This is a genomic window from Thiopseudomonas denitrificans, from assembly GCF_002866065.1.
Classification (GTDB): Bacteria; Pseudomonadota; Gammaproteobacteria; order Pseudomonadales; family Pseudomonadaceae; genus Thiopseudomonas; species Thiopseudomonas denitrificans.
The window spans coordinates 1-12,709 of sequence record NZ_LNJZ01000002.1; the positions used below are offsets into that span (position 1 = coordinate 1).

The window sequence follows — 12,709 nt, forward strand, 5'->3', positions numbered from 1 at the left end:
CCGCTGGTGGCGAAAAAGAAACGCCGCCAGCGCACAAAAGCTGCTCCCGATGCCGGCGAGCCGCAAATCATCCCGGCTGTACAGCTGGATGCTTCAACCTGACCGCAAGGTTCAGGCCAATACTATGGAGATAACTCTGTCATGAGCGATAAGAAAACCACTATAGAAGCAGAAAAAGCCGGCCTTAGTCGCCGTGGCTTTCTCGGTGCGACAGCCGTAACAGGAGCAACCCTGGCAGCTGGCGCTGCCACCATGGGCGGTACCGTGATGACACGTGAATCCTGGGCGGCAGCCGTCAAGGAATCACAGCTGAAAACTCATGTCGGCCCGGGTGAACTGGACGAATACTACGGCTTCTGGAGTGGCGGTCACTCCGGTGAAGTCCGCGTCCTAGGTGTTCCGTCCATGCGTGAGCTGATGCGCATTCCGGTGTTCAACACCTGTTCCGCCACCGGCTGGGGCCTGACCAACGAGTCCCGCGAAGTGCTGGGCGACAGCGTCAAGTTCCTCAACGGTGACGCGCACCACCCGCACATCTCCATGACCGATGGCAAATACGACGGCAAATACCTGTTCATCAACGACAAAGCCAACAGCCGCGTTGCCCGTATTCGTCTGGACATCATGAAGTGTGACAAGATCACCACCATTCCGAACGTCCAGTCCATCCACGGTCTGCGCCTGCAAAAGGTACCGCACACCAAGTATGTCTTCTGCAACGCGGAATTCATCATTCCCCAGCCCAACGACGGTTCCGTCAACTTCGAGAACTGGGACAAGTCCGAGAAGTTCACCATGTTCAACGCGGTTGACGCCGAGACCATGGAAGTGGCCTGGCAGGTGATCGTTGACGGCAACCTGGACAACTGTGACATGTGCTACACCGGCAAGTACGCAGCGTCCACCTGCTACAACTCCGAAGGCGCCACCGACCTGGCCGGCCAGATGCGTAACGAACGTGACTGGGTCACCGTGTTCAACATTCCGCGCATCGAGGAAGAGATCAAGAAAGGCAACTTCACCACCATCGGTGACTCCAAGGTGCCGGTGGTTGACGGCCGCAAGAAGGACGGCAAGAACGCCCGCGTAACCCGCTACGTTCCGGTTCCGAAGAACCCGCACGGCCTGAACACCTCGCCAGACGGCAAGTACTTCATTGCCAACGGCAAACTGTCTCCGACCTGCTCCATCATCGCCATCGACAAGCTGGAAGACCTGTTCAACGACAAGTTCGCTGACGAGCGTGAAGTGATCGTGGGCGAGCCGGAGCTGGGCCTTGGTCCACTGCATACCACCTTTGACGGCCGCGGCAATGGTTATACCACGCTGTTCATCGACAGCCAGGTGGTCAAGTGGAACATCGAGGAAGCCATCCGTTTCTACAACGGCGAGAAGGTCAACTACATCAAGCAGAAGCTGGATGTACACTACCAGCCCGGCCACAACCACGCCTCCCTGACCGAGTCCAGCGAAGCTGACGGCAAGTGGCTGGTGGTACTGAGCAAGTTCTCCAAGGACCGCTTCCTGCCGGTTGGCCCGCTGCACCCCGAGAACGACCAGCTGATCGACATCTCCGGCGACGAAATGAAGCTGGTGCATGACGGCCCGACCTTTGCCGAGCCGCACGACTGCATCATGGCCCGCCGTGACCAGATCCAGACCAAAAAAGTCTGGGATCGCAATGACCCCTACTTCGCCACCACCCGTGCCATTGCCGAAAAAGACGGCATTGACCTGATGAAGGACAACAAGGTCATCCGCGACGGCAAGAAAGTCCGTGTCTACATGACCTCCGCCGCCCCGACCTTCAACCTCACCGAGTTTGAAGTCAATCAGGGCGACGAAGTGACCGTATTCGTTACCAACCTCGACATGATCGAAGACGTAACCCACGGTTTCTGCATGGTCAACCATGGCGTGAGCATGGAAATCAGCCCGCAGCAGACGTCCTCCATCACCTTTGTGGCGGACAAGCCCGGCATGTTCTGGTACTACTGCAACTGGTTCTGCCATGCCCTGCACATGGAAATGGCCGGTCGCATGTATGTAAAACCTGCCAACTGAGTGTAAACTCCAAAACGGCCTGCCCACGGGCGGGCCGTTTTCATGATTGTATCCATACCATAAGGCTGTACATGAACATAAAGTTGGCTGTTTTTAGCGTAGTGTTGGCGTGTTCAGTACCGGTCCTCGCCAGCGAAACTCCCGACTCCCTCAGCAACTTGAACCTGCATGCCATCCAGGCACCGCCGGATGCCGATGCAACCCTGCAATCAGTCACCACACTGCCATTGCAGCAGGTCAGCGATACCCACTGGCGCTTGCCGGCCGGTCGCTATACCGGAAATTTCGTACTCGACGTTCCTATCCGCCTGACCTGTGATGAAGGTGCGGTCCTGGATGGCAACGGCGAGAAAAACACCCTCAATCTCCGCGCCGCCGATGCCACGCTGGAAGGCTGCCGCCTGGAGAACTGGGGCAAAAACCTGACCAACATGAATGCCGGCATCTTTATCGAGCGTACCGCCGAGCGGGTACAGGTGCTGGGCAACTCCCTGCAGGGCCCCGGCTTTGGCGTGTGGGTGGATGCCACACCGCATGTCAGCGTGATTGGCAACAAGGTGCAGGGCGACAACAGCCTGCGCACCCAGGACCGTGGCAACGGCCTGCATTTCTTCGCTGTACGCTATGCCACCATCAAGGACAACGAAGTCTGGCACGTGCGTGATGGCATCTATATCGACGCTTCCAACGACAACGTGATCGACGGCAACCGCCTGCGTGACATGCGCTACGGTATCCACTACATGTTTTCCAACCGCAACCAGGTCATCAACAACGAAACCCGCCGTACCCGTACCGGCTATGCGCTGATGCAGAGCCGCCAGCTGACCGTCCTGAACAACTATTCCGATCACGACGAGAACTACGGCATCCTGATGAACTATGTCACCTACTCGACCCTGCAAGACAACTTTGTCACTGCAGTGCAGGCCGGAGTTGGCGACGGCATCCATATCTCCGGTGGCGAAGGCAAGGGGCTGTTCATCTACAACTCGCTGTTCAATACCGTTTCCGGCAACCACTTCGAGAACAGTGCGCTGGGTATCAACCTGACCGCCGGCTCGGAAGACAACAAGATTTATGACAACAGTTTTGTCAGCAACCAGCAGCAGGTGAAGTACGTGGCTCTGCGCTACCAGGAATGGTCCCACGAAGGGCGGGGCAACTTCTGGAGTGACTACCTGGGCTGGGACCGCAATGACGACGGCATCGGTGATGTGCCCTACGAGCCCAACGACAACGTGGACCGCCTGCTCTGGACCTATCCGCAGGTACGCCTGCTGATGCACAGTCCCGGCATCGAGGTGCTGCGCTGGGTGCAGAGGGCCTTTCCTGTGGTCAAATATCCCGGCGTCCAGGACAGTCATCCACTGATGCGGCCCGTAAAAATCATGCAAGTCCGGCCAGAAGGAAAACATTAATGTCAGCGGTAGTAGAGCTCAACAAGGTATGCCAGCACTATGGCAAATTTCAGGTGCTGCACGATATCAGCTGGAATCTGCAGCCAGGCGAGATCATGGGGTTGTTCGGCCATAACGGTGCCGGCAAGACCACCACGGTACGTCTGATTCTCGGCCTGATCCGTCACAGCGGCGGCGAGCTGAAGGTGCTGGGCGGGCAGGCACAGGATGCCAAAATCCGCCAGCAGATCGGTTTTCTGCCGGAAAACGTGATGTTCTATCCGCAGCTGACCGGGCTGGAAACCCTGCAGCACTTTGCCCGCCTCAAGGGTGCCAGCATGGCACAGGTGGAACAGCTGCTGGAGCAGGTCGGCCTGACTGCCGCCAGCCGCCAACGGGTCAAGGCATATTCCAAGGGCATGCGCCAGCGTCTCGGCCTGGCGCAGGCGTTGCTGGGCAACCCGAAACTGCTGATCATGGATGAGCCGACAGTCGGGCTGGACCCGATTGCCACCCAGTCGCTGTACCGGCTGATGGAAAAGCTGCGCAATGAAGGCACCAGCATCATCATCTGTTCGCACGTGCTGCCCGGTGTCGAGTCCTATATCGACAAGGCGGTGGTCATGGCGCGTGGCCATCTTGAAGTGGCCGGCAACCTGTACGAATTGCGCGAGCATGCCGGTTTGCCGGTGCGCCTGCGCGTGCGCGGCCTGGCCGGGCGCGAGATTAGCCACCCGGCGATCGACAGCCGCAGTACGCTGCACGACGGCTGGGAAGAGCTGGCGGTGCGGCCGGATGCCCGTCTTGAGGTGGTCGGCCAGTTGTTGCAGCAGCAGCCGCTGGACCTGGAAGTACGGCCTCCCTCGCTGGAAGACCTGTATTGTTATTACACGGAAAAAGCCGGTGCCGTGGGTGTGGCAGGAGTACAACAATGAGACAGATTTTCAATATTGCCCGCAAGGAGTTCAGTGACGGCCTGCGCAACCGCTGGATGCTGGCGATCAGTCTGCTGTTTGCGGTGCTGGCAGTCGGCATTGCCTGGTTTGGCGCGGCGGCTTCTGGGCAGGTCGGCTTCACCTCGATTCCTGCCACCATTGCCAGCCTGGCCAGCCTGGCCACCTTCCTGATGCCGCTGATCGCCCTGTTACTGGCCTACGACGCAATTGTCGGGGAAGAAGAGGGTGGTACCCTGATGCTGCTGCTGACCTATCCGCTGAGCCGCAGTCAGTTGCTGACCGGCAAGTTTCTCGGTCATGGCATGATCCTGGGCCTGTCCACCCTGCTTGGTTTTGGCAGTGCGGCGGTGGCGATTGCGGTACTGGTGCCGGATGTTTCCATCAGTTTGCTGGTCTCGGCATTTGTCCGCTTCATCCTCTCATCGACTCTGCTGGGGCTGGTGTTTCTGGCCTTTGCCTACGTACTGAGCAGCCGGGCCACGGAAAAATCGACCGCAGCGGGCCTTGCGCTGGGCGTCTGGTTCCTGTTTGTGCTGGTGTTCGATCTGGCGTTGCTGACCATTCTGGTGGTCAGTGAGGGCAAGATCAGCCCGGAACTGCTGCCCTGGCTGCTGCTGCTCAACCCGGCGGATATCTATCGGCTGATCAACCTGGCCGGCTTCGAGGCAGGGGCCCAGGGGCTGGGCGTGATGTCGCTGGCCGGTGACTTGCCGATGGGGCTGACTGCGCTCTGGCTGTGCCTGCTGGTCTGGCTGGGCGTGATTCTGGGCTGGGCCCATCTGGCCTTTGCCAAGCGGGTTGGATGATGCAAACGGCCCCGGGTCCGCATTACCGGGGCCGTGCCACGTAAAACGCAGGCACTGCCTGTGCTGTCTATCACTGACACACCAAAGGAACACAAGCCATGTTGAAACTGAAAAAAACCGGCCTGAACTGGCTGCTGGCCGTGGCTGCTGCCGTCATGCTGACTGCCTGCAGCGATGAGCCGAAAAAAGAGATCAATACCGACCCGGTCGCTTTTCATTCCGGTGACGAGTGCCATGTGTGTGGCATGCTGATCACCGAGTGGCCCGGCTCCAAGGGCCAGAGCATCAACACGCAAAATGGCGAAACACACAAATTCTGCTCCACGGTAGACATGTTCAGCTGGCTGCTGCAGCCCGAGAACAAGACCCTGCAGGCAAAGATCTATGTGCATGACATGGCAAAGACCCACTGGGACCAGCCGGAAGACGAACACCTGATGGATGCACGTGAAGCTTGGTATGTGGTTGGCAGCGGCCTGATGGGCGCCATGGGGCCGTCCATCGCTTCCTATAGCGACCGTGCCGCCGCCGACAAGCTGGCGGAAGAAACCGGTGGCCGTGTGCTGGCCTATGGCGAAATCGGCCTGGAAGTGCTGCAGGAAATCGCCCGTGCCGGTCACGAGCATGCCGCCGAAATGGGCGAGATGCTGCAGCACCAGATGCACGGCGGTGACGATCATGCCGAGCCGGAGCACGGCTCCCATGGCGAGGCTGACCATGAGGATGAGCATGATGACCACTCAGCTGGTGAGCATGCAGAGCACTAAGTAACAAGCAACAAAAAACGCCACGCTGGCAGCCCGGGTTGTCAGCGTGGCGTTTTTTTGTGTGTATGTAGGTACGAATTTATTCGTACATGAAATGGATGCGCTGGAGTTGTGCGAATGAATTCGCACCTACATACCCTGCGCGAAGGCTTAACCGACACACGCTTGTAGGTTCGAATTTATTCGAACACATCAGGTATGTCCTGGCAGGCTATTGTTTGTGTGCGAATGAGTTCGCACCTACAGTTGTGGTTAATACAGCCTGGCGATTAGCGCCGGTACGGCGGTTTCGACACGAAGGATGCGCGGACCGAGCTGCACCGGCGCAAAATCTGCCTTGCGCAGCAACTCGACTTCATAGGGAATCCAGCCGCCTTCGGGGCCAATGGCCAGAGTGAGCGGCTGTTCGCCCAGCGCACGCGGGCATTCGGGATGTTCGCCGGGGTGCGCCACCAGTTTGAGGTTGGCGGCCGCCAGTGCCGGCAGACGATCCTCGACAAAGGGCTTGAAACGCTTCTCCAGTATCACCTCGGGCAACACCGTATCACAGGCTTGCTCCAGCCCGAGCAGCAGTTGCTCGCGGATGCTGTCTTCCTGTAGCCAGGGTGTTTGCCAGAAGCTCTTTTCCACCCGGAAGCTGTTGACCAGCACCAGGCGTTGCACGCCCATGGCGGCGATGGTTTGCAGGGTGCGCTTGAGCATCTTCGGGCGCGGTAGTGCCAGCACCAGTGTCAGCGGCAATTTGGCGGGCGGGGGCTGATCTAGCAGCAGGGTCAGATGTGCCTGGTGGCTGTCCAGCTGCTGCACCGTGGCCTGGCCCATCAGGCCGCCCAGCAGCCCGGCACGCAATTGCTGGCCGGGCTCGACCCGCTGCACCTGCAGCATGTGTTGCAGACGGCGGTCTTCGACAACGGCGCTACCGTCTGCGCGCAGGTCATCAGGAGAGAGCAGCAGCAGGTTCACTATGGGTTAGTCGCGGGAGGCCGGCAGGTCGCTGTGGTCGTCGGCGAGCTGCTCTTCGGCGTCTTCCCGCTCGGTCCGGGCGTCGCGCTCTTTTTGCACCATGTTGCTGAAGATCAGCCCCAGCTCAAACAGGAACCACATGGGAATGGCCAGCAGGGTCTGCGAGAAGATGTCCGGTGGTGTCAGGATCATCCCCACCACAAAGCAGCCGAAAATCACATAAGGACGGCTTTTACGCAGGTTTTCAACGCTGACCACGCCGGCCCAGACCAGCAGGAAGGTTGCCACAGGGATCTCGAAAGCGACGCCGAAGGCGAAGAAAATGGTCAGGACAAAGTCCAGGTACTGGTTGATGTCGGTCATCATGTCGACACCTTCCGGCGTCACGGCGGAGAAGAAACCGAACATGATGGGGAAGACGACAAAATAGGCAAAGGCCATGCCGCCGTAGAACAGCAGTACGCTGGAAGCGAGCAACGGCAACGCGATGCGTCTTTCATGCTGGTACAGGCCGGGTGCAATGAAGCCCCAGATCTGCGCCAGAATGTAGGGTACCGCCGCGAACAGGGAAATCACCAGCGTCAGCTTGAACGGGGTCAGGAAGGGCGTGGCAACACCGGTGGCAATCATGCTGGCACCGGCCGGCAGCTGTGCCCGCAGCGGGGCTGCGACCAGTGCGTAGATTTCCTGGGAGAAATAGAACAGGCAGGCAAAAATGACCAGTACCGCGATGACGCAGCGCAACAGGCGGGTGCGCAGCTCGGTCAGGTGGGCAATCAGCGGCATTGAGCCGTCTTGGGATGCAGGTGAATTCATTGCTGCTGTTTGTCTTGCTCAATGGAGGCAGGCTCGGGTTTGGAGTCGACGCCGTTTTTCTGCTCGGTGTCGGACACTGCCGGGCTGTTCAGGATGGAAGTGGTTTCGCGCAGCTTCTGTTCAAAATCCGCGCCGACACTGGTGGCTTGCTTGAGGGTGTCTTCCAGCAGTTTGCGCTCCTTGGCCAGGATTTCCTCGTTGCGTAGCTGCAGCTTGATCTGGTCGGCACCGATCTCGCGCTCGACCTCCTCGCGGACGCTGTTGATGCCGCGTTTGACACGGCCCAGCAGCAATCCGATGGTTCGCGCAGCGGTCGGCAGACGTTCCGGCCCGATCACGATCAGGGCCACCAGGCCGACCATCAGCAGCTCGGAAAAACCAATGTCAAACATGGACCCGGTCAGCCTTTGTTGTTGTCTTCGACCTTGTGCGCTTCCGCTTCATAGGTCTGGCCGCCGCTTTCCTTGGTTACCGATGGCTTGTCGTCGTCGGTTTCCATTGCCTTGCGGAAGCCCTTGATCGCGCCGCCAAGGTCGCCACCAATGTTTTTCAGGCGTTTGGTGCCGAACAGCATCACCACGATCAGAAGGACGATCAACAACTGCCAAATGCTAATACCCATAATGTTTTCCTGTAGTAGTCAGAATCAGTCTTGCTTGCGTGATGCTTTTTCCACATGCCCGGAAACACCGAAACGGCGCTCCAGCTCGTCAATCACGGCCTGTGGATGCACATCCAGTGCGGAAAGCATAATCATACTATGAAACCACAGGTCAGCGGTTTCATAAATCAGGTCATCAGTGTTACCTGATGTTTGCGCATCCTTGGCGGCAAGAATGGTTTCGGTGGCCTCTTCGCCGACCTTTTCCAGAATCTTGTTCAACCCTTTGTGATACAGGCTGGCCACATAGGAACTATCGGCAGATGCCTGCTTGCGTTGGGCCAGGACTTGCGCAATGCGCTCAAGAGTATCGGTAGTCATGCACCAGTGCCTTGATAAATGTCAGTGGGATCTTTCAGGACCTGCTCGACGGCTTGCCACTGGCCGTCCTGCAGGCTGCGGTAAAAGCAGCTTTGCCGGCCGGTATGGCAGGCAATGCCGCCGAGCTGTTCGACCAGCAGCACGATGGCGTCACCGTCGCAGTCCAGTTGTATGTCATGCAGTTTCTGGATGTGGCCGGACTCCTCGCCCTTGCGCCACAGCTTCTGGCGCGAACGCGACCAGTAGATGGCACGGCCTTCGGCCACACTCAGGCGCAGGGATTCAGCATTCATCCAGGCCATCATCAGCACGCGGCCGCTCCGGTGATCCTGGGCGATGGCCGGTACCAGCCCGTCGGTGGTCCACTTGATTTCGTCTAGCCAGTTGTCGTTCATGCAGGCTCCTTACTTGCGGGCTATCAGGTACAGGCCGGCAACCAGTGCCAATGCGGCGGGCCAGGCTTCGCTGTTCAGGGCCACGCCCTGATGCAGGGCAGCGAGTACCAGGGCGCCGCCGAGCAGCCAGTCGTTGCGGTTCTTGCGCGGCCGGGGTGCTTTGGGTGCCTCAAGCCGCTGCTGCAATGTAGTGGCCAGATGGGGCAGCTTCTCGATCTGCTGTTGCAGCTGGCCGGCAATGTGCTTCGGGGTGTAACGCTGGCGCATCCAGCGTTCCAGATAGGGCTTGGCGGTGCTCCACAGGTCCAGATCGGGATACAGCTGACGGCCGAGGCCCTCGATGTTGAGCAGGGTCTTTTGCAGCAGCACCAGCTGAGGCTGCACTTCCATGTTGAAACGGCGGGCAGTCTGGAACAGGCGCAGCAGCAAAAGGCCAAAGGAGATGTCTTTCAGCGGCTTCTCGAAGATCGGCTCGCATACGGTACGGATTGCCGCTTCCAGCTCGTTGACCCTGGTGGTGGAAGGCACCCAGCCGGAGTCGATGTGCAGCTGGGCCACCTTGCGGTAGTCACGCTGGAAGAAGGCCAGCAGGTTGCGAGCCAGATAGTCCTGGTCTTCATTGGTCAGGCTGCCGACGATGCCGCAGTCGATGGCGATGTATTGCGGGTCCCAGGGCGTTTTGGTGCTGACGAAAATGTTGCCCGGGTGCATGTCGGCATGGAAGAAACTGTCACGGAACACCTGGGTGAAGAAGATCTCGACGCCGCGTTCGGCGAGTTTTTTCAGGTCGGTGTTCTGGTCGCGCAGGGTATCCAGCTCGGTGACCTGGATACCGTAGATGCGCTCCATCACCAGCACCTTTTCACGGCACAGATCCCAGTGGATCTTTGGCACATACAGCAGCGGCGAGTCGGCAAAGTTGCGGCCCAGCTGGTTGCAGTTGGCAGCTTCACGCAGCAGGTCGAGCTCGTCGTAGATGGTTTTTTCGTAGTCGGTGACCACTTCCACCGGGCGCAGGCGGCGGGCGTCGGCAGACAGCCGCTCGGCAATGCGCGCCAGCAGGAACAGCCAGGCGATGTCCTGGGCGATCACCGGTCTGAGGCCGGGGCGAATGACCTTGATCACCACGTCTTCGCCGGTTTTCAGGCGGGCGGCATGTACCTGGGCAATCGAGGCCGAGGCCAGTGGCTGCTCGTCAAACCAGGCGAAATGCTGTTCGACCGGGCCACCCAGCTCCGCCTCGATGCGGGCGCGGGCTTCGGCGGGCGGAAAGGGCGGCACGTTATCCTGCAACTTGGCCAGTTCGTCGGCCATGTCGGGTGGCAGCAGGTCGCGACGGGTAGAGAGGATCTGGCCAAACTTGACGAAGACCGGGCCCAGGTCTTCCAGCGCCAGGCGTACCGCTTCGCCACGGGGCTGGCGGGTCATGTCGTTGCGCAGCCAGCGCCAGGGCAGCAGGCGTTGCCAGATGGCCAGATACCAGGGCAGGTTCAGGGCAAACAGGTAGTCGTCGAGGCGGTAACGGATGATCACGCGCAGAATGTTGAACAGGCGGCGCACGGCAAGGAATTTCATTCGGAATCAGGCTCCAGCTGGCGGCGGACCAGTGCGGCACGCGCTTCGAGGCGGTCCAGTTGCAGTTTCAGACGGTCCAGCTCGGTAAAGCGGCTTTCGGCTTCATTGTTGCCGACCAGCAGGCGGGTTTCTTCGGCGAGCCAGTCCTGCAGGCGCTGTTGCAGGCTGGCCAGATTGGCGGCGCTCCACTGGCCACGCTGGCGCAGGTGGCTGCCGATCAGGCCGGCAGCGACCGGGCCGAACCACTGTTGCAGACGGAATTCCCAGTCGATGTCCATGTTCTGCATGATGTCGGCCAGCTCGACCAGCAGCGCGTTGCTGCCCTCGATGCTGACACCGGGCTGATACAGGGCGGCGGCCTTGTCGGCAGTGGTTGCCAGCTGCCACAGCTCGGCGCAGGTGGCGCTCAAAGTGCAATCGGCCGGTGCCTGCCATTCGCGGGCCAGTTGCAGGCCGTCCCGATGCAGGATGACAAACAGCGTAAAAGCGGGCTCACGCGCGTGAACGGCCAGTACCTGCCCGCTCAGCGCACGGATGCGTTTCAGGCTGGGCGGGTCGAGTTCGAGCAGGGCGTTGATGCCGCTATCGGCGCCGGCCAGCAACAGTTGGGTGAGCATCAGGGCTTGATGCCCCGGTGCAGGGCGACAATGCCACCGGTCATGTTGTGGTAGGTGACACCAGCAAAACCGGCGGCTTCCATCATCGCCTTGAGGGTTTCCTGGTCCGGGTGCATGCGGATCGACTCGGCCAGGTAGCGGTAGCTGTCGGCGTCGTTGGTGATCAGCTTGCCGGCCAGCGGCATGAAGTTGAACGAGTAGGTGTCGTACAGTTTGGACAGCAGCGGGTTGCCGGGCTTGGAGAACTCAAGGATCAGCAGGCGGCCACCGGGCTTGAGTACACGCAGCATGGACTCGATGGCGCGGTCTTTATGGGTGACGTTGCGCAGGCCGAAGGCGATGGTGACTACGTCAAAGTGGTTGTCGGGGAAGGGCAGACACTCGGCGTCGGCCTGCACGAAGCGCACGTTGCCGGCTACACCCTTGTCCAGCAGTCGGTCGCGGCCGACCTTGAGCATGGAGTCGTTGATGTCGGCCAGCACCACCTGGCCTTCCGGCCCGACCAGGCTGGAGAACTTGCGGCTCAGGTCGCCGGTACCGCCAGCGATGTCCAGTACCTGGTTGCCACGACGCACGCCGGACAGTTCGATGGTCTGACGCTTCCACAGGCGATGCATGCCGCCCGAAAGCACGTCGTTCATCAGGTCGTAGCGCGAGGCCACGGAGTGGAAAACTTCGGCGACTTTTTCCGCTTTGCGGCTTTCCTCGACGGTCTGGTAACCGAAATGGGTGGTGGAGTCCTGGCGTGTATCGTTCATGTTCCTGCACCTTTGCGAAATTGGTGCACATTCTACTGCCACGGGCCGTCTTTGTCTTGCCCGGGCATGACGCAGGTCAGGCTTAGAGCATTATCTTGACGGCCGACTGGCTGGGGTCGCGAAACTGGTTGGCGTTGCGCAGCTGCTCCAGATAATCCTGCCACAGCTCCTGCTGTCGGCTGCCCAGCCGGTACAGATAGTCCCAGGTGTAGAGGCCGCTGTCGTGACCGTCGTCGAAGGACAGCTTGAGAGCATAGTTGCCGGCGGCTTCGACATTGGTCAGACGTACGAACTGCTTACCGGTCTGCAATACGGGGTTGCCGTGACCCTGCACTTCGGCCGAGGGCGACAGCACGCGCAGAAACTCGGCAGGCAGGGCGAACTCTTCGCCGCTGGCGTAACCCAGCTCCAGTTGCTGGTCGGTGATGTTGAGGCGGATCTTGTTGGGGATTTTCATCATGCGGGTCCAAGGTCTGCAAGCGGGTGACGGGACACCATGATAATCAAAATGATCTGCTTTGTTTGCCTTCATCAGGCAGGTGTCGAAATGGCTTCACTTTTCAAGGTCAGTCAGGCATGCCTATACGAGATTTCCAGCCGTGCGAAGAAA

At 59.7% G+C, this 12,709-nt stretch carries 15 protein-coding genes; 5 read left to right on the forward strand and 10 right to left on the reverse strand.

Annotated features, from left to right (window positions below; translation table 11 throughout):
* Positions 1-141 precede the first annotated feature (141 nt).
* From nosZ to AR306_RS00370, 5 genes are all read left to right on the forward strand, one after another.
* Positions 142-2,064 carry a TAT-dependent nitrous-oxide reductase gene (gene nosZ / locus AR306_RS00350; RefSeq protein ID WP_101495568.1) on the forward strand — a complete coding sequence of 641 codons (1,923 nt, stop codon included), beginning with the start codon at positions 142-144 and terminating at the stop codon, positions 2,062-2,064.
* A gap of 71 nt (positions 2,065-2,135) precedes the next feature.
* Positions 2,136-3,485, forward strand: coding sequence for a nitrous oxide reductase family maturation protein NosD (locus AR306_RS00355; protein ID WP_101495569.1), 1,350 nt, complete (start codon positions 2,136-2,138; stop codon positions 3,483-3,485).
* Complete coding sequence (locus AR306_RS00360) at positions 3,485-4,399, forward strand: ABC transporter ATP-binding protein (RefSeq protein ID WP_101495570.1); 915 nt, start codon at positions 3,485-3,487, stop codon at positions 4,397-4,399. The genes AR306_RS00355 and AR306_RS00360 overlap by 1 nt, the downstream gene beginning before the upstream one ends.
* On the forward strand, positions 4,396-5,226 hold the full coding sequence (locus tag AR306_RS00365) for an ABC transporter permease (protein WP_101495571.1): 831 nt from the start codon (positions 4,396-4,398) through the stop codon (positions 5,224-5,226). The genes AR306_RS00360 and AR306_RS00365 overlap by 4 nt, the downstream gene beginning before the upstream one ends.
* A gap of 98 nt (positions 5,227-5,324) precedes the next feature.
* The gene (locus AR306_RS00370; RefSeq protein ID WP_101495572.1) at positions 5,325-5,993 is read left to right on the forward strand and encodes a nitrous oxide reductase accessory protein NosL; all 669 of its coding nucleotides are present in this window, start codon (positions 5,325-5,327) and stop codon (positions 5,991-5,993) included.
* Between the two features lie 252 nt (positions 5,994-6,245).
* On the opposite strand, the gene AR306_RS00375 is transcribed toward AR306_RS00370, so the two are convergent.
* The 10 genes from AR306_RS00375 to AR306_RS00420 all read right to left on the reverse strand — a co-directional run bounded on the left by AR306_RS00375 (position 6,246) and on the right by AR306_RS00420 (position 12,559).
* Positions 6,246-6,956 (reverse strand): 16S rRNA (uracil(1498)-N(3))-methyltransferase, encoded by a 711-nt coding sequence (locus AR306_RS00375; protein ID WP_101495573.1) that lies wholly within the window; start codon positions 6,954-6,956, stop codon positions 6,246-6,248.
* Positions 6,957-6,962: 6 nt separating this feature from the next.
* Positions 6,963-7,772 (reverse strand): twin-arginine translocase subunit TatC, encoded by an 810-nt coding sequence (gene tatC, locus AR306_RS00380; RefSeq protein WP_101495574.1) that lies wholly within the window; start codon positions 7,770-7,772, stop codon positions 6,963-6,965.
* Positions 7,769-8,164 (reverse strand): Sec-independent protein translocase protein TatB, encoded by a 396-nt coding sequence (gene tatB / locus AR306_RS00385; RefSeq protein ID WP_101495575.1) that lies wholly within the window; start codon positions 8,162-8,164, stop codon positions 7,769-7,771. The genes tatC and tatB overlap by 4 nt, the downstream gene beginning before the upstream one ends.
* Before the next feature lie 8 nt (positions 8,165-8,172).
* Positions 8,173-8,394, reverse strand: a complete 222-nt coding sequence (gene tatA, locus AR306_RS00390; RefSeq protein WP_101495576.1) for a twin-arginine translocase TatA/TatE family subunit — start codon at positions 8,392-8,394, stop codon at positions 8,173-8,175.
* Between the two features lie 24 nt (positions 8,395-8,418).
* Positions 8,419-8,754: a phosphoribosyl-ATP diphosphatase gene (locus AR306_RS00395; protein WP_101495577.1), complete on the reverse strand. Its 336-nt coding sequence runs from the start codon at positions 8,752-8,754 to the stop codon at positions 8,419-8,421.
* Positions 8,751-9,149 carry a phosphoribosyl-AMP cyclohydrolase gene (gene hisI, locus AR306_RS00400; protein ID WP_101495578.1) on the reverse strand — a complete coding sequence of 133 codons (399 nt, stop codon included), beginning with the start codon at positions 9,147-9,149 and terminating at the stop codon, positions 8,751-8,753. The genes AR306_RS00395 and hisI overlap by 4 nt, the downstream gene beginning before the upstream one ends.
* A 9-nt stretch (positions 9,150-9,158) precedes the next feature.
* Positions 9,159-10,724, reverse strand: a complete 1,566-nt coding sequence (gene ubiB, locus AR306_RS00405) for a ubiquinone biosynthesis regulatory protein kinase UbiB (RefSeq protein WP_101495579.1) — start codon at positions 10,722-10,724, stop codon at positions 9,159-9,161.
* Complete coding sequence (locus AR306_RS00410; RefSeq protein WP_101495580.1) at positions 10,721-11,341, reverse strand: ubiquinone biosynthesis accessory factor UbiJ; 621 nt, start codon at positions 11,339-11,341, stop codon at positions 10,721-10,723. Before AR306_RS00410 ends, ubiB begins: the two co-directional genes overlap by 4 nt.
* Entirely contained in the window at positions 11,341-12,099 is a 759-nt protein-coding gene (ubiE, locus tag AR306_RS00415) for a bifunctional demethylmenaquinone methyltransferase/2-methoxy-6-polyprenyl-1,4-benzoquinol methylase UbiE (protein ID WP_101495581.1), read from the reverse strand. Before ubiE ends, AR306_RS00410 begins: the two co-directional genes overlap by 1 nt.
* A gap of 82 nt (positions 12,100-12,181) precedes the next feature.
* Complete coding sequence (locus AR306_RS00420; RefSeq protein WP_101495582.1) at positions 12,182-12,559, reverse strand: gamma-butyrobetaine hydroxylase-like domain-containing protein; 378 nt, start codon at positions 12,557-12,559, stop codon at positions 12,182-12,184.
* Positions 12,560-12,709 lie beyond the last annotated feature (150 nt).